Below are 21,347 nucleotides of genomic sequence, written 5' to 3'. Positions count from 1 at the left end.
CGATTACCTTTTTCACCGCAGTTATCGACCATTTTGTCTTGTGATCGTCACACTGGACGTTCGCTGTCCGGTTGTAACGGTATTTTTGTTGGCTGTGATCGATCGTGGCTGGGGAGATCGTTACACAAGATTCAATTGGCCGCGTCGTACTGAACGCGACGCCGGGAAAGGTATTGGTTCTCGCCGGGCTCGACGGAGCCATGCTTGGCCGTGTGATAGACCAGCTCGAGGCCAAGCCGGATTCTCGTCGTGCGCTGTTTACGCGGCTGTCACGGGCGCAGACGACCGATGCCGCGGTTCAGCAATTGACGGAGCAGCTTGCCGACACTGCGCAGCGGTTATGGCCTGTTTGGTTCACCGACATTAGTTTTGCCGGATGCCGATCTGACGTGCTGGGCCAACTGGCCGCATCTGCGATCGTGCGCCGCGCTGCGGCCGATATCAATGACTTGCAGATGACTTGGGCGGAGGCTGCAACTAAACTGGCGTTGGATCAAAGACGTCCGCGCGTTCGGAACGTGCCTGCGGAGGTCGAAGTGGCGCAGCTTGCGCTCGCGATCAGCCGCCATGGCCTTGCGTTGGTCATCGATGCCGAGCAGGCCTGCGCGGACTCCAACCCTGCCGCCATTGTTTATACGCTGGAATGGATCGCTCAACTTACCCAATGCGTAGTGGTCGCGCTGTTTCGCGCGTTGCCGCCGCACCAGCCGCCCTTCGACCGCATCCTCTATGACGCCCGCGTCCTGGTGGTGGAAGAGGGGCTCGATCAGACAGAGATACCGGCGCCTTCAACGGACACAGTCTGGCTCGCGCCCTGGATGGGTTCGCCACATCCGCTCAGTGAAACGGAACAGCGCCCCGAGAAGGCACTGCGCGGCGATCAGGAATTGGCGCGCTTGTTCGACTGCAACCAATTCATCGAAACCGTTCGCGGATCGCGGCCGAAAGTGGATTTCGTTTGGACGCAGGGCCGGATGGTCATCGAACTCGATGGCTATGGCAGCCACGGCAATCGCGCCGCCTTTATGTATGACCGGCATCGCGATTACGAGCTCATGCTGAGCGGATATACGGTCTTGCGTCTTGCCAACGACGAGGTTGCGCAGGACGTCGGAAAAGCCGTTGAGAAAATCCGGGACATCGTCCAGCTTTGCCGCGGTCGGATCAAATGAGCGAGGCAGCAGTGGCGAAAGCAAAGCAACCGAAGGCTGAAAAGAAAGCGAAGAAGGCTGAAGCCACAGCCTCGGACGGGGCCGGTCGGAAACGCAAGAGCGCCGCCGCAAGTCCGAAGAAGAGTCCGGCCAAGCCGCAAAAGACCGCAGAGCAAGTCCGCACAGAGAAGCAGACGCTTGCGATGTGGGGATTGTTGAGCGAAGGGGGCGCGGCGTATGGCGGTAAATTGAAGCCCAGGATCGATCCGCCCGAACGGAGCGCGCTCGAGCAGGCAGGTCTCGTTGAGGTCACGACAGTTAAGCGCGCCTACTTGCTTACCGTCACCGACAAAGGTTGGGATTGGGCGGAGCAACATCTCGGTGATCCCTTGCCGGACAATGTCACCGGCGCTTCCGTCCTTCATGGTTGGCTCGCGCGGTTGCACACTTTCCTGCAGGCGCGCGGCCTGCGTCTGTCGGATTTCTTCGTCGAGCAGTCCGTACCGGTGACCGACGCACCGGCTGCACAACACCGGCCGGAACATGCCGTGCTGCGCGAGCGTATTCGGGCGGCGTATCAGGAGGTTGCAGGAGGTTTTGATCGTCGCCTGCTGCTCCGCGACCTGCGCCCGCGTCTTGCTGACCTCGACCGCCAACAGGTCGACTCTGCACTGATGCAGATGGTGCGCGACGGCGAGGCATCATTGATGCAACTCGACTATCGCCCTGACGTCACGGACGAGGACCGCGCCGCTTCGCTGCAGATTGGCAATGAACCCAGGCATATTATCTGGATAACAGCGTAATGACAGAATTAGATGTTTTGCGTGAAGTGGATTTCAACTGGGCACGTCAGTTGCGAAGCGTCTGGCGAGATCAAGCCTACAGCGTATCGGCGATTCATCAGGACGTTGTCGAAGATGTCATGGCCTATTTTCTCAGGAATACGCGCGAACCCGAGCCCGACAACGAGCCACTTGGGCGCGTCATTCTCGGTGGGGCAGGGCACGGTAAGACCCACCTTGTCGGAGAACTCAGACGCCGTGTCTGGGAGGAGGATGGCACGTTCATTCTGCTCGATTTCGTCGGCGTCACGGATTTTTGGGCGTCGGCGGCACTCGGATTTCTCAACTCGCTCCAGATCAGGGTCGACGGGCGCCAAATACAGTATGATCGTCTAATTCAAAAGCTCATCTCCCTTCTCAGCCTGCAATCGCAATTGACTGAAATCGCAGCCCGGTACAAGGGACGGCCACGTGAATTGATGGCTGAGTTGGTCAAGACCTTCATCACGGCGCTGACACGTAGAGACCGTGCAAAAACGCAGCAGCATGGCGATATCGTCCGCGCGCTGGTGATGCTGATTTCGGATGACCTCGAGTGCGCCAGCATTGCGCATGGCTGGCTGCAGGGCATGGAATTGGATACGGCGAATCTGCGTGATCTCGGGTTCGTGGCGCTGCGCAAGCCACCGATCGAAATCGTGCGCGGGCTCTCGTGGTTGTTCAGCCTCGTTGGGCCTACGATGATCGCGGTCGACCAGATCGATCCGATCATCAGCGAGGCTAGCATTGAGAGACGCCAGTCGGGGGCGCTCACCGGTGCCGAACAACTGGAGACGCAGTCGATCATCGAGAAGCTCGTCGAGGGCCTGATGGGTCTTCACGAGGTGAAGCAACGGGCTGTAACGATCATTTCGAGCCTCGATGTGTCATGGGAGGTGCTCAAATCGCGCTCGACGGTTGCCGTGGATGCGCGTTATCGTCAGCCTACCCGCTTAAATGCGCTATCGCAGCCGCAGATGGCGCAGATGCTTGTCGCGGCCCGTCTGACGCCTGCTTACGCAACCGTTGGATTTCCGGCGCCGTACGAAACATGGCCATTCGCCCCGGAGGCGTTTGGGACAGCGGTCGGATTTACGCCGCGTCAACTGCTGAAGGCCTGCGACGATCACCGGCAGCGTTGCATCGCTGCAGGCGAGGTGCTGATCTGCAAGTCGTTTGGCAATCAGCCAGTACCAGCGCCACCGCCTCCACCGTCCGATCTGCAGGCCATGTTCGAGCGTGCGCGAAGTGCTGCGGTGGTCGATGGCTTATTTGAGAAAGCCAACGAGAGGCGTTTGGCAGACATTCTGGCCGTAACGCTGGACGTCTATGCCAGGCAGCTCAATCTGCCCGACGACATCGATGTCGCTTCGCAGCAGGACCCCGACCAGCAGCGGCCGTCACTTCATGGGCGGCTGACATTTACCTTCCGTAGCGAAGCCGATCGCGAGCAGCATTTCTGTTTTCGCGTCATTTCGCACGGCAATGCCATTGCATTCCAAAGCCGACTTCGCGCGGCCATGACAGCTTCTGGCGTCGACCGCGCGCTTGGTTTCAGGCATCTGTTCATCCTGCGCAGGGATGCAACCCCAGGTGGGGCAAAGACCAAGCAGCTTGTCGAAAAATTTGAACAAGCGGGCGGCAAGTTCGTCGCTCTCAGCGATGATGATCTGCGGACCTTTATGGCGCTCAACTCCATGACGGAGCGAAAGCCCGAGGGGTTCGATGCCTGGCTGCGCGAGAACAAGCCGTTGTTCGAGACGTCACTGTTTCGTGCGGCAGGCCTTGCGCCGCCTGCGTTCCTGCCGTCTGCGCCACCGCCAAACGGACCGGGTCCGGACGGCACCGCAGCCGATACAACACGGGACCGAGCGGCGGCCACTCCCTCACCGGCGCCGTCACCCAGGCCGATGCCCGGAGCGACTGCATCGACAAGCCCTCACAAGCCGGAGCCGCAAGAGACGAACGCCGGGCGGGATATTCCGCTCGGCCATCGCTACGACCGTGGCACCGCTGGCACGCCCGTGAAACTCGCAGCCGATCTCCTGCCGCGGCATGTTGCGATCCTCGCCGGCAGCGGCTCCGGCAAGACGGTCCTGCTACGCCGGATTGTCGAGGAAGCCGCGCTGCTGGGTATCCCTGCAATCGTCCTCGACACCAACAACGACCTTGCGCGACTGGGCGATCAGTGGCCCGCGCCGCCGGATGGCTGGACCGAGGACGACGCAGGCAAGGCCGCCAGGTACGGCCGTAACGTCGATGTTACGATCTGGACGCCCGGCCGCAACGCCGGCCGCCCGATGTCGCTGGCGCTGCTGCCGGACTTCGCCGGTCTTGGTGACGACGAGGACGAGCGCGCGCAGGCGATCGAGATGGCGCGCGCGACGCTGGCGCCGTTTATCGGGGCGAGAGGCGCCAATGCCCAATTGAAAGAGGGGGTCTTGGCCGATGCCTTGCGGACGTTCGCGAGGGAAGGCGGCGGAAGCCTGGAGCGGTTGATCGACACCCTGTCGGAACTTCCCGAGGAGGTCAGCCAGATTGACGGCGCGCCAAAGCTCGCTGCCGGCATGGCGAACTTGCTGCGCGCGGCGATCGCGACCAATCCGCTACTGCAATCGCGCGGCGTGCCGCTCGATCCCGAAATCCTGTTCGGCACTGATCCGGACAGGACCCGGATATCCGTCATCAACTTCTCGGGGCTGGCGAGCGACGAGGCCAAGCAGTCGTTTGTCAATCAGTTGCAGATGTCGCTGTTCACCTGGATCAAGCGTCATCCGAGCCCCACCGGGCGGCTATTGGTGCTCGACGAAGCGCAGAACTTTGCGCCCTCGATGAAGACGACGCCCTGCAAGGAAAGCACGCTGGCGCTTGCGGCCCAGGCCCGCAAGTACGGGTTGGGGATGATCTTTGCCACGCAGACGCCGACCGGCATCGACAACAAGATCGTCTCGAACTGCACGACCCACTTTTATGGTCGCATGAGCTCGCCGGCAACGATCGCAGCCACCCGCGGCCTCCTCGAAGCAAAAGGAGGCGAGGGCGGGGAGGACGTCGCGCGGTTGATCCGCGGAGAGTTCTATTTTTCGACCGAGGCGGTTCCGCGCCCGATGCGCATTCGCACGCCTATCTGTCTGACATGGCATCCGGCCAATCCGCTCACTGCGGCGGAAGTCGTGGAGAGAGCGCGGCGGGGAGAATGAGCTAAGTGCGGCCAGCCGGCGCTAGCCGGCAAAATCCTCCGGCCGCAGTTCGATCGGCTTGCCGTGCGGGGTGCGGTCGGCGGCGTGGTCCCAGGCGTTGCGGTAGCGGTGCAGGGTCTCGGCGGTGGCGACGCCTTTTTCGGCGACGAGATGTTCCAGCGTCGCGAGCCAGTGGCGGTAATAGGTCTCGCCGGTGTCGGGATCGCCGGCCGCCTGCGCGCGCTTGATCTGGTCGGCGAGGGCTGCGGCCCATTCGTTCCAGGTGAACAGGCTGCGCTCATGCAATGTCAGCGCCATCGCAAAGGCCTGCGCCTCCCAGGGTTCGCGGAACACCGGGCCTTCATCGTCGCGCGGGATGCTCGGCACGGCGGCCGTGGCGCGCGCGGCTGCGGCGCCATCCATCAGGCAGGCTCCAGATATGGCTCGAAGGCGTCGATTGAAATCTTGACGGTCGGATCGGAGTCCGGCCCCCACAATTCGGTCCCGTCGAACACCACGGTGTAGAGCCACTGCGGGTTCTCGCCGGCTTCCGTTGCGGCCGAGTCCGGGAACACATGACAGCCATGGTCGCGCTCGACCATGCCGACATGGCCGCGCACATAGCGCGGCAGCCGGGTGTGCGTGAGGGGATGGATGTTCTTCGCGCGCACCTTGTCGCCCGGCTTGAACTTTGCGGGCACCGGCGCCGTGCGGCCGAACTTGCCGCGCACCATCACGCGCTCGACGTCGTCGAGCTCGAACTTGCCATGCTTGAGCGGCTTCGGCGGTTGCACCACATGGCCTGTGTCGACTTCCTCTTTTGCGATGAAGCCCTTGCCGACCAACAGGTCCTCGAGACCGAGCAGCCACTTCCTGTAATAGGAACTGGCGAGATAGACGTGCGGCGGCAGGGTTTCGCGATAATAGCGCGAGGTGTCGATATTGAACGCGCCGGCTGCGCCCATCGCGCGCACCATCGCCATCACCCGCGCTTCCCACGCAGCATGGAACATCGGCTCGTTCGGTTCGGGCTCGACCTTGCCGAACCCGTCCATGCCGCCCATGTCGTGCACGCCGTTCATGACGGCGCTCCCGGCCGCTTCGGAAATCCGGTGCCGATCATGGAGTCGCGCGTCACGAGGTCCGCAAGCTGCGCCTCGCTCCAGCCCTCCGTGCCTTCAGGCCGCATCGGCAGCACCAGGAAGCGCGTCTCGGCGGTCGAGTCCCAGACGCGGATTTCGATCTCCTTCGGCAAGGTCACGCCGAAATCGGCGAGCACGCCACGCGGGTCTTTCACCGCGCGCGAACGGTAGGGCGCGGCCTTGTACCAGACCGGCGGCAGGCCGAGCATTTCCCAGGGGTAGCAGGAGCACAGCGTGCACACGACCATGTTGTGGCGCGCCGCCGTGTTCTCGACCACGACGAGATGGTCGCCGACGCGGCTGACATGACCGAGCGTGCCGACGGCCTTACTGCCGTCCTCCAGCAGCGCCTTCTTGAACGCGGGATCCGTCCAGGCCTTGGCGACGACCCGCGCGCCGTTGTGGGGGCCGATCCGGGTCTCGTAGGCCTGGATGATGGCGTCCAGCGCGGCTGGCTCGACATAGCCCTTCTCGGTCAGGATCGTCTCGAGCGCGCGCACGCGCAGCTCGGTCTCCGACAGTTCCGAATGGTCGTGGTCGTGATGATGATCGTGATCGCTCATGCAATAAGCATAGGCGCAAAAAGCCTGATATGTCGAGGTGCAGACTCTGCTAGCATTTCGGCCATGACAGGGAGGCAATCGTGGCCGAATACGTAAAAATCGAGAAAGGGCTGGGTCCGGAGGGCCGTATCGCAGTCGTGCGCTTCGACCGCGGCGACGGCATCAATGCGCTGTCGCCGGAGGCGCTTCGCCAGCTCACCGATGCCGCGCGCAGCTTCGAGGATGACGGCGCGACGTCCGTCGTCGTGCTCACCGGCGGCGCAAAATCCTTCAGCGCCGGCTTCGACCTCAAGGACGCCGAAGGCCGTTCGCGCCGCACCATGGACATCGGCACGCTGCGCCGCCACCTGAAACTGGGGCCGCGGCTGACGCGGGCCTGGCAGGACATGGAACAGGTCACGATCGGCGCGATCGAGGGCTTCTGCATCGGTGGCGGCGTGGCGCTGACGGTTGCGCTCGACTTCCGCGTGATGGCGCGCGATGCCCATATGCGCGTGCCCGAGATCGGGCTCGGCATGAACATGAGCTGGCAGAGCGTGCCGCGCATGCTGCACCTGATGGGGCCGGCACGGACCAAGCAGGCCGTGATCCTCGCCGACGACCGCATCTCAGCCGCGGAGGCCTACGAATGGGGATTGGTGGAGCAGGTGGCCGAGCCCGGCAAGGCGTTTGACGCCGCCATGGCGCTTGCGACAAAGGTCGCCGCGCAGCCACCGATCTCGGTCGCCATGACAAAGCTCACGGTCAACCGCCTCGCGCACGCGCTCGACGATCTGGCCAGCCATATGGACGTCGATCAGTTCGCGCTGGCGAGCCTGACCGAGGACCACAAGGAAGGCGTCGCGGCATTCCTGGAACGTCGGAAGCCGCGGTTCAGCGGACGATAGCGCTTCGGGCTACTTTCGTGACCCCGTCGTAGCATGCACGTCAGTGGCCATTTCGAGGCAGGTCTGGAGCTCGACATAGCTCGGCGTACTGTCGATGCTGGACTCGCCGATGCATGCCGCCTTGTCTTTCGCTGTGAACTTGCTCCATTGCCCGGCCACTTGCGTTCGGGCCTGCTCTTCGGCCTTCATGCAGGACTCCAGGGTCTCTCCGATCCCTACCGTCTCCGCAGTCTCCGCCTTGCAGATCCGGGCGATGTCAAATTTCGGCACAGCGTCCGCCGCGCGCACGCCGTGTGATGCTGCAATTGAAACGGCCGCGCCGAGCGCGGCAAAAATGATGAATTTGCGCATGTTCGACCTCCGGTCGTATCGATCATCATTAGAGAAGCTCGTTCGACGTTGACGAAGATCAAGCGGCCGGCCGCGCACGTGATCGTGATTGTTCGCATCGCCAGAGCGTTTTCGAGCGAAGTGGATGCCGGTTCGCGTGAAGAAAACGCGTCAAAACAATAATCTAGAGCTTCGGTTCTGATTCAATCAGAACCGAAGCTCTAATTCGACGCCGAGCTGAGCGTGGATCGGAAGCGCAGCAGCGACAGCATCAGGAACAGCGACGCGATGCCGGCGACGGCGAGGAATTGCGGCCACACCACATCGAGGCCGGCGCCGCGATAGAGGATCGCCTGGGCGAAGGAGACGAAGTGCGTCGAGGGCGATGCCTGCATCACGGTCGCGAGCCAGGGCGGCATGCTCTCCAGCGGCGTGGCGCCGCCGGACAGGACGTTCATGGGAACGGCGACCAGCATGTAGAGCAGGCCGAGCTGCGGCATCGACCGCGCAACCGTGCCGAGAAACAGCCCTATCGCGGTCGCGAAGAAGAGATAGAGGATCGCTCCAAACATGAAGAGCGGGATCGAGCCGGCGATCGGTATCTTCAGCAGCAAGCGGACCACCAGATAAAGCGATAGCCCGACCGCGACCGCAATGACGAACCCGTTGGCCCAGATCTTCGACATCGCGATCTCGAACGGGCTCAGCGGCATCACCAGGAGATGATCCATCGTGCCATGCTCGCGCTCGCGCACCAGCGCAGCACCCGCGAGGATGATCGCGAGCATGGTGACGCTCGAGATGATGCCCATGACACTGGAGAACCAGGCCGTCGTCACGTTGGGATTGAACGCGATCCTGACCGCCAGGTTGACCGGCGAGTCGGGCACGCGTTCCACCTGCGACACGAACTGAGCGATCTCGGTATTGATGATCTGTTGTGCGTAGCCCGATCCCAGGCCGGCCTGGATCATTGCGGTGGCATCGACATTGATCTGCAGTCCGGGCTGGCGCCCCGCCAAGACGTCGCGCTGGAAGTTCGGGGGAATATCGATGACGAAGGTGTATTTGCCGGTATTCATCAGGTGCTCGATATCGGCCTGCGCGATCGCCACCGGCTCCTTGAAATAAGGCATCAGGAACGCATGCGTGATCCGGCGGGATAATTCCGAGTGATCTTCATCGACCACCCCGATCGAGGCATGGAACACCTCCTGCGAATTGCTTTGCGCCTGGCTGATCACGGCAAGCGAGAACGAGTAGATCACGAACCCGAGCAGCACCCAGTCGCTGAAGAAGCTGCGCAGTTCCTTGGTGCCGAGCCAGAAGATGTTGGAGAGGGAGCGCATCGTTTCATCGCTCCTGCTTGGGGAGCAGTAGCATGCTGAGCGACGTCAGCACAGGGACGAAGACGACAAGCATGAGGATGCTCGAGCCGAGATCGGCAAGGCCCAGTCCCTTGGTGAAGGCGCCGACGCTGATCGGGCGGTAATAGCTCATCGGGAAGCAAAGGCCGATAAGCTGCGCCGAGCCTGACAGCGAAGAGACAGGCGTCATCATGCCCGAAAACTGCTGGGCCGGCAGGATGGTGAGGATCGCGGTGCCGAACAGCGCGGCGATCTGGGTCGTGCAGAAAGTCGAGATCAGCATGCCGTAGCCGGTCGTCGTGAAGACGTAGATGATCGTGCCGGCAAGCAGCGCCACGAAGCTGCCCTTCAGCGGTACGTTGAAATCAGCGCGACCGCGACGTAAGGAAGCTGCTTGCCGACGAGGAATTCCAGCCGCGTCACCGGCGTGACGTAGAGGTTGGTGATCGAGCCAAGCTCTTTCTCGCGAACGACTGCGAGCGCCATCAGGATGGCCGGGAACAGCGCGAGCATCATTGCGAGTGTCGACGGCACCATGGCGTAGATGCTGTCAAAATCCTGGTTGTACTTGAACCGGACTTCGATATTGGCGGGCAGAGGCGTTGCCGCCTGCGTCGTGTTCAGCACGGGATCGCTCAGATAGAGCTGGTGCATGCCCTGCAGGTAACCTCGAATGGTCGAGGCGCGGAACGGCATGGCGCCGTCGATCCATGCCGACACGTAGGCCGGCCGCCCGCGCTTGATGTCGAGGCCGAAGTTCGGGGGAATCTCGATGCTGACACTGATGTCCCCATTCTTCAGGCGGCGATCGAGATCGGTATAATCGGTCAGCGGAGGCTTTTCGAGGAAATAGGGCGATCCTCTCAGCTCCGACAGATAGGCGCGGCTTTCGGGCGTCTGGTCGCGATCGAGGACGGCAAAGCTGAGATTGTTGACGTCGGCCGAAATGCCGAAGCCGAACACGATCATCAGGAGCGCGGTGCCGAACAGGGCGAACATCAGCCGGATACGATCGCGCATCAGCTCAAGGCCCTCGCGGATCGTATAGGCGAACAGCCGCCGAAAGCTGAAAAAGGAACGTCGGTTCTCGCGGCCGACCGTCTTGTCCGGCGCGGCGGTTATCGCTTGCGGCTGGTCGAGAGTCACGGTCGAGGCCGCGCCCGGCTTTTCCTGCTCGAGGAAGCTGATGAACGCATCCTCCAGGCTCTTGGCGTTTCTCGCCTTGACCAATCCGGCCGGCGTTTCGGTGGCAAGCACGCGCCCTTCGTGCATCAGCGACAGCCGATCGCAGCGCGCCGCCTCGTTCATGAAATGCGTCGAGACGAAAATCGTCATCCCTTGATTGCGCGACAGGTCGATCAGAAGCTGCCAGAACTGGTCGCGCGCCAGCGGGTCGACGCCGGAGGTCGGCTCGTCCAGGATCAAGAGGTCCGGCTTGTGGACGACGGCGACCGCAAGCGACAAACGCTGCCTGATCCCGAGCGGGAGCGAAGAGGCGAGATCATCGAGATAGTCGGCGAGATCGCATTTCTCGATCAGCTCCGCGATGCGCGCCTCGGCGAACGCCGGAGGCAGGTGAAACAGGCGCGCGTGCAGGACGAGGTTCTGGCGAACCGTGAGTTCCCCGTAAAGGGAAAAGGATTGCGACATGTAGCCGACACGGCGGCGCGCTTCGAGATCGCCGGCGCGCAGCACCTCGCCGAAGATCAGCGCCTCGCCCTCGGACGGCGGCAGCAGTCCGGTGAGCATCTTCATCGTCGTCGTCTTGCCCGATCCGTTCGAGCCGACGAAGCCGAAGATCTCGCCGCGGCGGATCGTGAAATTCACGCGGTCGACGGCGGTGAAGTCACCGAACCGGCAGGTCAGGTCCTTGGCAACAATGACGGGCTCGGCGTGACCGTCGAGCGGCAGACCGATCGGCTTTTCGTGGCCGGCACCCTGTCGCTGCGGGAGCAGGGCGACGAAGGCGTCTTCGATCGATTCGGTGCCGGTTTGTTGTTTGAGATCGGCGGGCGAGCCGGTCGCGAGAATCTTGCCCTCGTTCATGGCCATCAGCCAATCGAACCGCTCGGCCTCTTCCATATAGGCGGTGGCGACCAGCACGCTCATTTTCGTCGTGCGACCCCTGATACGGTCGATGAGATCCCAGAACTGGCGGCGCGACAGCGGATCGACGCCGGTCGTGGGCTCGTCGAGGATCAGGAGATCTGGGTCATGGATCAGCGAGCAGCAGAGCCCGAGCTTTTGCCGCATTCCACCCGACAACTTGCTGGCCGGCCGGTCGGCGAACGGCGCAAGCCCTGTGCTTTCCAGCAGTTCATTGATGCGCCACTCGCGCTCCTTGCGCGATTGCTCGAACAGCCGGGCGAAGAACTCGACATTCTCCTTAACGCTGAGGTCGGGATAGAGATTCTTGCCGAGCCCTTGCGGCATGTAGGCGATGCGCGGACAGATCAGGGCGCGCTCGGCGGCCTTGGAGATGTCGGTGCCGAGCACGGCGACCGCGCCCTCCTGGATCTTCCGCGCGCCGGCGAGGATTGCGAGCAGGGAGGATTTGCCGACGCCGTCCGGCCCGATCAGGCCGACCAGGCGTCCGGCGGGAATGTCGGCCGATATGCAATCGAGCGCCGTCACCGAACCGTAACGATGGGACAGGGCTCGAACGATTGCGACCGGATCGTCGCTGCCGTTCATGGAGCACCCTGCAGCGTCGCCGGCCATGCAATCGCCAGATCCCAGCGGACATAGGCGACACCGGGAAGGCCACTTCTGACAGCGTCCGCACGCGCAAGCAGGCGTTCCGGGTCGATGCGGACCCGGATGCGGAACATCAGCTTGTCGCGCTCGGTCTTGGTCTCCACCGTCTTCGGCGTGAACTGCGCCTGGCTTGCGACAAAGGAAACCTTCGCCGGGATCGGATGATCGGGGTAGGCGTCGAGAACGATGCGTGCGTCAGCGCCGACCTTCACCTTGCCGGCTTCCGTCGTCGGCAAATAGAGGTCCATGTAGACGTAGGTCAGATCCAGCATCGTGAAGACCTTGCCGCCGGCCGCAAGGACTTCGCCGATATTGGTAAGGCGGTACTGGATCCGGCCCGCCTTCGGCGCCACCAGCGTGTTGTCAGCGATCTGCACCTTGTAGAGACCGGCGTCGTGCTGAGCGGCTTCGAGCGCATGCTGCGTTTCGAGCACCCTGGCTTGCGCCGCGGCAAGCGCGCCATTGGCGGCGTCAAGCTGTTGCTTGCGCTGGTCCATCAATTCCTTGGTCGCCCAACCGTTCTTGTGGAGGTACTCGGTCCGCTGGTTTTCCTGCTCGGCCAGAGTCTTCTGCGCCTGCTGCTGCGTAAGAACGGCCTCGGCTTCCTCGATGGCGCGCTGCGCCTGCCGGCCCTGTGCCACCGATTTCGAAAGCGACTGTTCGAGATCGCGCGTATCCATCCGCGCCACGACCTGCCCGGGCGCAACCATGTCGCCGATATCGGCCAACAGCTCGTACACGCGCCCGGCATATTTCGTGCTGATGTCGATTTCGTCGGCTTCGATGCGGCCATTGCCGACGCTGATACCGACGGGCAGCGGCGGATGCGCCTGCTTCCAGATGTAATAGCCGCCGCCACCCGCGCCGAGCGCAACGAGGAGGAGCGCCGCCGCGATCCGCAAACCGCGCCGTTTGCCGTTTCGAAGGACCGGCACGGGCAGATGCGAGGCGGGCGCAGGCGAGGGCGAATGAGACGCATCGCCGGCTTGCGCGCCTCCTTTGATCTCTTCGATTTGATCTTGCATCGGTCAGTGCCTTGGTCAGTGCCTTGGGTTGCAGAGCTTGTCCGCAATCTTGCACCGCCGCATCCGCGGGCTGTTGACGTAACGCAAATTCTGTCGCCGACAGTCTCGCGAGCCAGGTTCCCGAGCGACCGGCGCATCGATGCGCGCGGCAAAGTTGATTTCGCTCAACCCGCGTCACCGCGGATGCCTCATGCTCTGCCTAGCTGCGCACGGCGCCGCTCTTGATCACCGAGGACAGTTTATGGCCGACAAGAAGAACATGGTTGCCACCGAACCCAGGAATGGCACCAAAGAGAGCCTCCAGAGCAAAGACCAGCAGGCAAAGGAGGAGGGCAGGATCCTCGATTCGCTGGAAGACGACGAAGTTCGAGAAGCGCTGGATCTTCTCCATGCACGCGACGATGGAACGTCTGTCTCGAAGGTTGAGGTGGAGAAGGCTGCAGGTGACGTCAGTTAGAGCCGTTACAACGCGACGCACTTGATCCACGTCAACGGCTGTTGTCTCGTCGCGCGTTACGTGTTTTTATCACTTCGCTGGAGAGTTTTTTCGTGCCGCTGAGAACGATAGCCGTCTTCTTCGATCCGTCGCCTGCCGGCGAGGCGCGCGCCGACTATGCCGTCAAGCTCGCATTCCGTCACCGCGCGCATCTGGTCGGAATCTTCGTGGTGCCGTTCGGCTGGGATGGCAATCCGTCCGAATCCTTTGTTCGAGGGCAGGCCGCGGTTCGCGAACTCATTCAGCGCCATACGGCAAGCGAACAGGCCGCTACGAAAGCCGCGAGCCAGAGCTTTGCGACCGTCTCCACCCGCGAGGACATCAGTTGCGAGTTTCGTTGCATCCCTCCCGGTGAAGCCAATGAGGCATCCGCGCTGAACGCGCTTCATTCCGATCTCGTGATCGTCGGCAGCCCGCGCTCAGGCGGCTTGCCGCAGGAGTGGTCGGCGGAATCCTTGCTGCTTGCGACCGGTGTACCTGTCCTCCTATTGCCTGAGCATTGGAGTGGAACCGCGGCCGAGCACATCGTGGTCGCCTGGAACGCCAGCCGTGAGGCGCGCCGTGCCATCAAGGATGCGCTTCCGATGCTTGCAGCCGCGCAGTCGGTGACTGTCCTCCTGGTGGACGCCCACAAGAATGACCGGCATGGCGAAGAACCCGGCGCCGATGTGGGGCTGTATTTGTCTCGCCATGGCGTCAAGGTGGCGGTCGAGCGGATTGTGTCCAATGGCGCTTCAGTCGCCGACGCCATCCTTGGTTTTGCCGGGCGCCACAGCGGCGATCTGATCGTGGTCGGTGCTTACAGCCATGCGCGAACAAGCCAAATGATCTTCGGCGGCGTGACCCGAGCCCTATTGCGGGACGCGACCGTTCCATTGTTGATCGCGCATTGAGGAACCCGGAGCTCCTACCGCTGAAAATCGCTCATGCGGCTTCTCAGCCAGGCGAGAAAGCTGCGAGCTTTTTTCGGCAGGGGACGGTTTTTCGGCCAGACCGCATAGTGCGCCAACGGACGTTCGAGCGGTTGTTCGAAGAGCGTCACGAGCGAACCGTCGCGCAATTCGTTGCGCAGGAGGTGAAGCTGCCCTATCGCCACGCCGACCCCTTCGGTCGCGGCCTGATAGGTCAGCACGGAGCTTGGAAACGAAATCCCTGAGTCATTCAACAGATCGAGACGATCGCAGGCCATCAGCCAGTCCGCCCAATCTGTCCGCCGATAATGCGAATGCAGCATCGGCACCCGCTTCAGATCGTCGATCGAATGCAGGTTTGCCTTGCGCCGCAGAGTGGGGCTGCAAACCGGTTGGAGAAGGTCGCGAAACAGCAGCTCGCTTTCGACGCCCGGCCATTTGCCGCCGCCGAACTGGATCGCAAGGTCGACCTTCTCCTTCTCGAAATCGACCGGCGCCACCGCATTGCTGATGCTGAGCCTGATGCTGGGATAGGCGGCATAGAATGAAGGCAAACGCTCGATCAGCCATTTTGCCGCAAAGGTCGTGTAGACCCGCAGTCGCAACGGCTCCGATTTGCCGCTTGCGACCAGCCGCTGCGTGACTGTTTCGATAACACGAAATGCAGGCGAAATCTGACGCTGCAGCTCCTCGCCCTCGGGCGTCAGCCGGATGCCGAGCTTGTCGCGCTCAAACAGACGAAAGCCGAAAAAATTCTCCAGCGTCTGGATCTGGCGGCTCACGGCAGGTTGCGACACGCGCAAATCTTCCGCCGCCCGCGTGAAGCTTTGCAGGCGGGCCGTCACTTCAAACACGTGCAACGGATTGAGCGGCGGGAGCATTGGACGACCATAACAAAATGTTATGACCATATAATCTATGTTCAGTTGCCGGGCAATGCTTTGGCTGGAAAACAGGCGTCGGTATCGTTCCTCATGGCCCGTTGCAGATGGATTTCAGTCTCTCAGAAGAGCAGCAGATGTTCGCGGACTCGGTGCGCCGTTTCGCCGAGGACAACCTTGCTGCTGGTGCGCTTGCCCGGGCGCATGACCCGCGGTTTCCGTTCGACGTGGCGCGCCTGCTGGCCGATCAGGGGCTGCTCGGCATCGCCTTTGATCCCGCAGGCGGCGGTCAGGGTGGAACGCTCTTGGATTCGGTGATCGCGATCGAACAGATTGCCTCGGTCTGTCCCCGTAGCGCCGATGTGGTGCAGGCCGGCAACTTTGGGCCGATCCGCACCTTCGTGGAATATGCCAGCGCCGAGCAGAAGGCCCGCTATCTGCCCGATCTGCTCGGAGGCCGAGCGGTTATCAGCCTCGGCATGAGCGAACCGGACGCAGGTTCCGCCGCGACCGAGATGAAGACCGCCGCAAAGGCTGATGGCGATCACTATGTGATCGACGGGAGCAAGGTGTTCGGAACCCACAGCCCGGATGCCAACCTGTTCCTGGTCTACCTGCGTTTCGGGCCTGGCGTCGGGGGCATCGGCTCCGTGCTGGTGGAGCGTGGGACTCCGGGTTTCACGGTCGGTAAGGCGTCCTCGTTCATGAGCGGAGAAGAGTGGAGCCCGCTGTATTTTGAGAACTGCCGGATTCACAAGAGCAACGTCCTGCTCGGCCCCGGCGGCTTCAAGAAACAGATATCGGGTTTCAACGTTGAGCGGCTGGGCAACTCGTCGCGCTCGCTCGCGCTGGGCCGCTATGCCTTCAATCTGGCGCGCGAGCACGCGCTGGTGCGCCGCCAGTTTGGGCGGCTGCTGTGCGAATTCCAGGGGTTGCAATGGAAGTTCGCGGAGATGGCGACCAAGCTCGATTCCGCGCAATTGCTGCTCTACCGCGCTGCCAGCGTCAAGGAAGGCCTGCCCTCGGCGTACCACACCGCCATGGCGAAGCTGGCCTGCAATCAGGCGGGTTTCGATGCCGCTAACGAAGCGGTGCAGATCATGGGCGGTCTCGGCTACAGCACCGAGGGGCTGGCGGAGTACTGCATGCGGCGCACGCGCGGCTGGATGATCGCCGGCGGCTCGATCGAGATCCTCAAGAACCGGATTGCCGAGGACGTTTTCGAGCGGCGTTTCGATCAGCGCGGCGTCCAGGTTCGGGCGGCCGAGTAGGGCGATGGCGGACACCGGCTTCGTTCAACCGCTGCTGGCGCCCAGAAGCATCGCGCTGGTCGGCGCCTCCGACGACAGCACCAAGACGTCGTCGCGGCCGCTGCGCTATCTGAGGCAGGCGGGATACGAAGGCACGATCTATCCTATCAATCCTCGCCGCGCGCAAATCGGGGGCGAGCGGGCATGGCCGTCATTGTCAGCGCTGCCCGCTGTCCCGGATCACGCCTTCATCCTGACGCCGACGGAGCAGGCCCTGGAGGCGGTGGAGGAATGCGCGCGCCTGGGCGTACCCGTGGCGACAATCCTGGCGACAGGATTCTCCGAAGACCGCAACGCGGGACCTGCGCGGGTTGCGCGCCTCAAGTCACTTTGCAGGAACACGCGGCTGCGCATCCTGGGGCCATCGAGCCTTGGCGCCATCAACCTGCACCACCGCACGATCCTCACCGCCAACGCCGCGTTTGCGGAGCCGGATCTTCCGGTTGGCGGCACCTTCGTCGCCTCCCACAGCGGCAGCATGCTCGGAGGATTGATATCGCGCGGCAAGGCACACGGCGTGGGCTTTGCGGGCCTGGTGTCGGTTGGCAACGAAATCGACCTCAGTCTGGGCGAGATATGCGCGGCGACACTCGATGATCCTGAGATCACGAGCTACATGCTGTTCCTCGAAAGCCTGCGGCACGCCGACGATCTCAGGGCGTTCGCGCTCGGCGCGGCAGCGCGCGGCAAGCCGATCGCGGCCTACAAGCTCGGGCGTTCACCGGTGGCCGCGGAGTTGGCGCTGTCGCATACCGGCGCGCTCGCCGGCCAGGATGACGTCGCCGACGCTTTCCTGGCCGATTGCGGCATCGCCCGGGTCGAGAATTTCGAAACCCTGCTCGAGGTGCTGCCGTTGCTCGAACACATTCCCCTCGGCGCGACCACGGGTCGAAGCCCTCGGGTCGGCATCCTCACCACGACCGGTGGCGGCGCGGCAATGGTGGTGGACGGTCTGGCGGGCAGGGGAATTGAGGTCGTCACACCTTCGAAAGAGACCTTCGCCTCCATTGGCGCTGCCGGCGTGGCCGTGCAGCATGAGCGGATCGTCGATCTGACGCTTGCCGGAACGCGCTATGACGTCATGAAGGCCTCGCTTGAGGCGATGCTGGCGGCGCCTGAATTCGACATGGTTGTCGCAGTGACGGGATCCTCGGCACGGTTTCAGCCCGAGCTCGCGGTAAGGCCCGTGATCGACAGTGCGGCATCCGGAAAGCCGCTTGCCGCGTTCCTGGTGCCCGATGCGCCGGACGCGTTGCGCCTGCTTGCGGAAGCCGACGTGCCGAACTTCAGGACTCCGGAAGCCTGCGCCGACGCGATCGCGGCAGCCTACAGGAGGCGCACACCGCGCCCGGCGCCCTTGGCCGCTCCGCTCTCGTCCGACACGCGACAGCTCGACGAGCTCGAAGCCTATGCGCTGCTGGCTGGCCTCGGAATAGACCATGCGCCGAGCGTGTCGCTTCCGGTCGACGGATCGAAGCTGGATCTGCCGTTCCCCTATCCCGTCGCGGTCAAGGCGCTCTCCGCCGAGATCGCGCACAAGACGAATGTCGGCGGCGTCGTTCTCAACGTGATGAACGCGGAGGAACTCAAGGCCGCGATCCTGCGCATCGCCACCTCCGTCGCCACGAACTGCCCCGGAATTGCGCTGCGCCATGTCCTCGTCCAGCCCATGACCTCGGGTCTCGGCGAGGTCTTGCTCGGGTATCGGCGTGACCCGGACGCCGGGCCGATCGTGCTGCTCGCTGCCGGCGGCATTTACACGGAGATCTATCGCGATCGAAGCATTCGCCTCGCGCCGGTCGACCTCGCAGGCGCGCGCGAGATGATCGAGGAGCTGAGCATCTCCCGCATCTTCCAGGGCTTTCGCAACCGGCCCGCCGGTGATCTGGAGGCGCTGGCCCGCGCTATTGTCGCATTCTCAAAACTTGCCGAATATAGCGAGCGTGGCGTGATCGACGCAGAAATCAATCCTTTCATCGTCCGTCCGAAAGGAGAGGGCGTCCTGGCGATCGACGCGCTGGTGCAGCTCGCACAACAGGGAGATCGTGATGATTGAGCAATTGAAGGAGCGTGTAAACGCCGATACCGGCCTGGTTCGTCGCGGCCGTTTCCTCTCGACCAACTTCCTGCTCGAGGTCGGCTCGACGCAGTGGCTGATAAACATCGTGGAAGGACGGGTCTCGTCGGTGACGCGAGGACCGTTCGTGATGCCCTCGTGGGCGTTCGCGCTGCGCGCTCCGCGGGAGGAGTGGGCGAGGTTCTGGCAAGCCGACCCGCAGCCCGGTTCGCATGACCTGATGGCGCTGATCAAGCGCCGCGTCCTGAAGGCCGAGGGAAACCTCCAGGTCTTCATGGCGAACCTTCGCTACTTCAAGGAAAGCCTCGCGAAGCTGCGGGTGGGAGTTGCAGCATGAGCGCGAGCTTTGAGCCGATCGTCGGCCGCTACATGAATCTTCAACTGCTGGGCCGGCCGCACCGCCTTTACGTCGAAGAGGCCGGGCAGGGCGTGCCGCTATTGTGCCTGCACACGGCCGGTTCGGACGGCCGGCAATATCGGGCGCTGATGAATAGCAAGGACATCATCGCCCGTCATCGGGTGATTGCGTTCGATATGCCCTGGCACGGGAAGTCGTCACCGCCCGCTGGCTGGCACGATGAGGAATATCAGCTCACCTCGCAGCAATACACCACCATGATCCTCGAGATCATGCAGGCGCTCGAGCTGGACAAACCCATCGTGATGGGATGCTCGATCGGCGGGCGCATCGTGCTGCATCTTGCGCTGGAGCACCCCGAACGCTTCCGCGCGATTATCGGCCTGCAGGCAGGCGCTCACGTCGACCCTTACTATGATCTCAACTTCCTGCATCGTCCCGACGTGCACGGCGGCGAAGTGTGCGCGGCGATTGTCTCCGGCCTGGTCGGACCGAAGGCGCCGGTCAAGGAACGCTGGGAAACGCTGTGGCACTACATGCAGGGCGGGCCGGGCGTCTTCAAGGGCGATCTGCATTTCTACAAGATCGACGGCGACATCCGCGAGCGTGTCGCGCAGATCGACACGTCGCGTTGTCCATTGTTCCTGCTTTCCGGCGAGTACGACTATTCGTGCACGCCCGAAGAAACAATGGCTGTCGCCGCAAGTGTGAAGGGGGCCCAAGCCACCATCATGAAAGGCCTCGGCCATTTTCCGATGAGTGAGGACCCTCAGGCTTTCATTGGTTACCTGCTGCCCGTGCTCGAGGAAATCAGCCGGACAGCCGGCAAGGGGTAATTTGTCAGTTTCAATTAAAGGGGAGGACAAGGGCAAATGAATCTTCGTTCCATCGTGCTGGCCGTGTCGGCCGCTCTGGCGGTCACGCCGGCTGCGGCCGAGATTTCTGGCGGAGTCGTGAAAATCGGCGTGCTTACGGACATGTCGGGTCCATACGCCGACAATGTCGGCGCAGGTGCAGTGCTTGCGGCGAAAATGGCGGTTGAGGATTTCGGCGGCAAGGTTGCCGGCGTCGCGATCGAGGTCGTGTCTGCCGATCACCAGAACAAGGCGGACATCGGGCTTGGCATCGCACGGCGCTGGTACGACACCGAGGGTGTCGACACCATCACCGAGGTCGTGTCCTCGGCGGTCGCCCTCGCTGTTCAGCAGCTGTCGCGCGACAAGAACAAGGTCCTGCTGGCTACCGGCCCCGGAACGCCCGACCTCACGGGCAAGGCCTGCTCACCGGTCGGCGTCCATTGGGCGTACGACAACTATGCACTTGCCAATGTCGCGACCGCACCGCTGGTGCATAGGGGTCTGAAGAGCTGGTACTTCCTGACCGCGGACTACAGTTTCGGACACGCCTTGGAAGCGGAGGCGGCCAAGGTGGTCACCGCGAATGGGGGCCAGGTGCTCGGGTCGGCCCGAGCGCCGCTCAACACGTCCGACTTCTCGTCATACCTGCTGCAGGCGCAGGCATCGAAGGCTCAGGTGGTCGGCCTCGCCAATGCCGGGGCAGATATGATGAACTCGCTCAAGCAGGCCAACGAGTTCGGTCTGACCGATGGCGGCCAGAATATCGCGGCCTTGCTCGTGAACCTTCCCGACATTCACGCTCTCGGTCTCAACAGCGCCAAAGGCCTGATGTTTGCCGACAGCTTCTATTGGGATCTCAACGACAAGACCCGCGCATGGAGCAAACGCTTCATGGAGCGCTTCAACGGCAAGGCGCCCGGCAGCCTTCAGGCGGCCGTCTACGGTGCCGTGACGCACTACCTCAAGGCGGTGGAAGTAACCAAGAGCGATGAAGGAACGGTTGTCGCACAACAGATGCGTAAGACGCCGATCAATGATTTTTACACGGTGAACGGCAGTATCCGCGAGGACGGCCGTGCGTTGCGCGACATGTACCTGCTGCAGGTGAAGCAGCCTTCGGAATCGAAATATCCGTGGGACTACTACAAGGTGCTCGCCACCGTTTCGGGTGACAAGGCGTTTCGTTCCTTGAAGGACGGCAACTGCCCGCTGCTCACCGAGAAATGAGGTCG

18 protein-coding genes and 1 pseudogene are annotated in these 21,347 nt (G+C 62.7%); 11 read left to right on the top strand and 8 right to left on the bottom strand.

What is annotated here, in order from left to right; all coding sequences use genetic code 11:
- Positions 1 to 104 precede the first annotated feature (104 nt).
- The 3 genes from AAFX91_RS02220 (at position 105) to AAFX91_RS02210 (ending at position 5,175) form a co-directional block, all read left to right on the top strand.
- Positions 105 to 1,172 carry an endonuclease domain-containing protein gene (locus AAFX91_RS02220; protein WP_394565429.1) on the top strand — a complete coding sequence of 356 codons (1,068 nt, stop codon included), beginning with the start codon at positions 105 to 107 and terminating at the stop codon, positions 1,170 to 1,172.
- Positions 1,169 to 1,957: a hypothetical protein gene (locus tag AAFX91_RS02215; protein ID WP_394565428.1), complete on the top strand. Its 789-nt coding sequence runs from the start codon at positions 1,169 to 1,171 to the stop codon at positions 1,955 to 1,957. The genes AAFX91_RS02220 and AAFX91_RS02215 overlap by 4 nt, the downstream gene beginning before the upstream one ends.
- Positions 1,958 to 2,076: 119 nt before the next feature.
- On the top strand, positions 2,077 to 5,175 hold the full coding sequence (locus AAFX91_RS02210) for an ATP-binding protein (RefSeq protein WP_394565427.1): 3,099 nt from the start codon (positions 2,077 to 2,079) through the stop codon (positions 5,173 to 5,175).
- A gap of 21 nt (positions 5,176 to 5,196) precedes the next feature.
- Here AAFX91_RS02210 and AAFX91_RS02205 read toward each other — a convergent pair whose 3' ends face one another.
- Genes AAFX91_RS02205 through nthA form a run of 3 tightly spaced genes read right to left on the bottom strand, consistent with a single transcriptional unit; the run spans position 5,197 to position 6,859 of the window.
- Positions 5,197 to 5,577: a nitrile hydratase accessory protein gene (locus tag AAFX91_RS02205; RefSeq protein WP_130578445.1), complete on the bottom strand. Its 381-nt coding sequence runs from the start codon at positions 5,575 to 5,577 to the stop codon at positions 5,197 to 5,199.
- Complete coding sequence (gene nthB / locus AAFX91_RS02200; RefSeq protein WP_130578446.1) at positions 5,577 to 6,236, bottom strand: nitrile hydratase subunit beta; 660 nt, start codon at positions 6,234 to 6,236, stop codon at positions 5,577 to 5,579. The genes AAFX91_RS02205 and nthB overlap by 1 nt, the downstream gene beginning before the upstream one ends.
- The gene (nthA, locus tag AAFX91_RS02195; RefSeq protein ID WP_130578447.1) at positions 6,233 to 6,859 is read right to left on the bottom strand and encodes a nitrile hydratase subunit alpha; all 627 of its coding nucleotides are present in this window, start codon (positions 6,857 to 6,859) and stop codon (positions 6,233 to 6,235) included. The genes nthB and nthA overlap by 4 nt, the downstream gene beginning before the upstream one ends.
- 80 nt (positions 6,860 to 6,939) lie before the next feature.
- On the opposite strand from nthA, the gene AAFX91_RS02190 reads away from it, so the two are divergent.
- The gene (locus AAFX91_RS02190) at positions 6,940 to 7,746 is read left to right on the top strand and encodes an enoyl-CoA hydratase/isomerase family protein (protein WP_394565426.1); all 807 of its coding nucleotides are present in this window, start codon (positions 6,940 to 6,942) and stop codon (positions 7,744 to 7,746) included.
- Between the two features lie 9 nt (positions 7,747 to 7,755).
- Here the strand turns inward: AAFX91_RS02190 and AAFX91_RS02185 are convergent, their stop codons facing one another.
- The 4 genes and pseudogenes from AAFX91_RS02185 to AAFX91_RS02170 all read right to left on the bottom strand — a co-directional run bounded on the left by AAFX91_RS02185 (position 7,756) and on the right by AAFX91_RS02170 (position 13,225).
- Positions 7,756 to 8,097 carry a hypothetical protein gene (locus tag AAFX91_RS02185; RefSeq protein WP_394565425.1) on the bottom strand — a complete coding sequence of 114 codons (342 nt, stop codon included), beginning with the start codon at positions 8,095 to 8,097 and terminating at the stop codon, positions 7,756 to 7,758.
- Positions 8,098 to 8,297: 200 nt separating this feature from the next.
- A complete protein-coding gene (locus AAFX91_RS02180; protein WP_394565424.1) occupies positions 8,298 to 9,425 on the bottom strand; it encodes an ABC transporter permease in 1,128 nt (375 codons plus the stop codon).
- Positions 9,426 to 9,429: 4 nt separating this feature from the next.
- Positions 9,430 to 12,137 (bottom strand): annotated as a pseudogene (gene rbbA / locus AAFX91_RS02175) (ribosome-associated ATPase/putative transporter RbbA).
- Entirely contained in the window at positions 12,134 to 13,225 is a 1,092-nt protein-coding gene (locus tag AAFX91_RS02170; protein ID WP_394565423.1) for an HlyD family secretion protein, read from the bottom strand. The pseudogene rbbA and the gene AAFX91_RS02170 overlap by 4 nt, the downstream one beginning before the upstream one ends.
- Before the next feature lie 241 nt (positions 13,226 to 13,466).
- On the opposite strand from AAFX91_RS02170, the gene AAFX91_RS02165 reads away from it, so the two are divergent.
- Both AAFX91_RS02165 and AAFX91_RS02160 read left to right on the top strand, forming a co-directional pair.
- Complete coding sequence (locus AAFX91_RS02165) at positions 13,467 to 13,682, top strand: hypothetical protein (protein ID WP_394565422.1); 216 nt, start codon at positions 13,467 to 13,469, stop codon at positions 13,680 to 13,682.
- A gap of 92 nt (positions 13,683 to 13,774) precedes the next feature.
- Complete coding sequence (locus tag AAFX91_RS02160; protein WP_394565421.1) at positions 13,775 to 14,614, top strand: universal stress protein; 840 nt, start codon at positions 13,775 to 13,777, stop codon at positions 14,612 to 14,614.
- 14 nt (positions 14,615 to 14,628) lie between these two features.
- On the opposite strand, the gene AAFX91_RS02155 is transcribed toward AAFX91_RS02160, so the two are convergent.
- Positions 14,629 to 15,513 (bottom strand): LysR substrate-binding domain-containing protein, encoded by an 885-nt coding sequence (locus tag AAFX91_RS02155; RefSeq protein ID WP_394565420.1) that lies wholly within the window; start codon positions 15,511 to 15,513, stop codon positions 14,629 to 14,631.
- A gap of 107 nt (positions 15,514 to 15,620) precedes the next feature.
- On the opposite strand from AAFX91_RS02155, the gene AAFX91_RS02150 reads away from it, so the two are divergent.
- The 5 genes from AAFX91_RS02150 to AAFX91_RS02130 are packed head-to-tail and all read left to right on the top strand — an operon-like array spanning position 15,621 to position 21,342.
- Positions 15,621 to 16,784 (top strand): acyl-CoA dehydrogenase family protein, encoded by a 1,164-nt coding sequence (locus tag AAFX91_RS02150; protein WP_394565439.1) that lies wholly within the window; start codon positions 15,621 to 15,623, stop codon positions 16,782 to 16,784.
- A 4-nt stretch (positions 16,785 to 16,788) separates the two neighbouring features.
- On the top strand, positions 16,789 to 18,879 hold the full coding sequence (locus tag AAFX91_RS02145; RefSeq protein ID WP_394565419.1) for an acetate--CoA ligase family protein: 2,091 nt from the start codon (positions 16,789 to 16,791) through the stop codon (positions 18,877 to 18,879).
- Entirely contained in the window at positions 18,872 to 19,237 is a 366-nt protein-coding gene (locus AAFX91_RS02140; RefSeq protein WP_394565418.1) for a hypothetical protein, read from the top strand. The genes AAFX91_RS02145 and AAFX91_RS02140 overlap by 8 nt, the downstream gene beginning before the upstream one ends.
- A complete protein-coding gene (locus AAFX91_RS02135) occupies positions 19,234 to 20,094 on the top strand; it encodes an alpha/beta fold hydrolase (protein WP_394565417.1) in 861 nt (286 codons plus the stop codon). The genes AAFX91_RS02140 and AAFX91_RS02135 overlap by 4 nt, the downstream gene beginning before the upstream one ends.
- Positions 20,095 to 20,130: 36 nt before the next feature.
- Positions 20,131 to 21,342, top strand: a complete 1,212-nt coding sequence (locus tag AAFX91_RS02130) for an ABC transporter substrate-binding protein (protein ID WP_394565416.1) — start codon at positions 20,131 to 20,133, stop codon at positions 21,340 to 21,342.
- The last annotated feature ends 5 nt before the right edge of the window (positions 21,343 to 21,347 follow it).

This window comes from Bradyrhizobium sp. 31Argb, from assembly GCF_043638955.1.
GTDB lineage: Bacteria > Pseudomonadota > Alphaproteobacteria > Rhizobiales > Xanthobacteraceae > Bradyrhizobium.
The sequence above is the reverse complement of the archived record's forward strand: the minus strand, read 5'-3'. Positions and strand labels throughout refer to the sequence as shown.

Bases quoted from the DNA above. Each gene is read 5' to 3' on its own strand.
- AAFX91_RS02215 (WP_394565428.1), top strand. From the start codon at position 1,169: ATGAGCGAGGCAGCAGTGGCGAAAGCAAAGCAACCGAAGGCTGAAAAG.
- AAFX91_RS02210 (WP_394565427.1), top strand. From the start codon at position 2,077: ATGGCCTATTTTCTCAGGAATACGCGCGAACCCGAGCCCGACAACGAG.
- AAFX91_RS02205 (WP_130578445.1), bottom strand. From the start codon at position 5,577: ATGGATGGCGCCGCAGCCGCGCGCGCCACGGCCGCCGTGCCGAGCATC.
- nthB (WP_130578446.1), bottom strand. From the start codon at position 6,236: ATGAACGGCGTGCACGACATGGGCGGCATGGACGGGTTCGGCAAGGTC.
- nthA (WP_130578447.1), bottom strand. From the start codon at position 6,859: ATGAGCGATCACGATCATCATCACGACCACGACCATTCGGAACTGTCG.
- AAFX91_RS02185 (WP_394565425.1), bottom strand. From the start codon at position 8,097: ATGCGCAAATTCATCATTTTTGCCGCGCTCGGCGCGGCCGTTTCAATT.
- AAFX91_RS02180 (WP_394565424.1), bottom strand. From the start codon at position 9,425: ATGCGCTCCCTCTCCAACATCTTCTGGCTCGGCACCAAGGAACTGCGC.
- AAFX91_RS02170 (WP_394565423.1), bottom strand. From the start codon at position 13,225: ATGCAAGATCAAATCGAAGAGATCAAAGGAGGCGCGCAAGCCGGCGAT.
- AAFX91_RS02165 (WP_394565422.1), top strand. From the start codon at position 13,467: ATGGCCGACAAGAAGAACATGGTTGCCACCGAACCCAGGAATGGCACC.
- AAFX91_RS02155 (WP_394565420.1), bottom strand. From the start codon at position 15,513: ATGCTCCCGCCGCTCAATCCGTTGCACGTGTTTGAAGTGACGGCCCGC.
- AAFX91_RS02150 (WP_394565439.1), top strand. From the start codon at position 15,621: ATGGATTTCAGTCTCTCAGAAGAGCAGCAGATGTTCGCGGACTCGGTG.
- AAFX91_RS02145 (WP_394565419.1), top strand. From the start codon at position 16,789: ATGGCGGACACCGGCTTCGTTCAACCGCTGCTGGCGCCCAGAAGCATC.
- AAFX91_RS02140 (WP_394565418.1), top strand. From the start codon at position 18,872: ATGATTGAGCAATTGAAGGAGCGTGTAAACGCCGATACCGGCCTGGTT.
- AAFX91_RS02135 (WP_394565417.1), top strand. From the start codon at position 19,234: ATGAGCGCGAGCTTTGAGCCGATCGTCGGCCGCTACATGAATCTTCAA.
- AAFX91_RS02130 (WP_394565416.1), top strand. From the start codon at position 20,131: ATGAATCTTCGTTCCATCGTGCTGGCCGTGTCGGCCGCTCTGGCGGTC.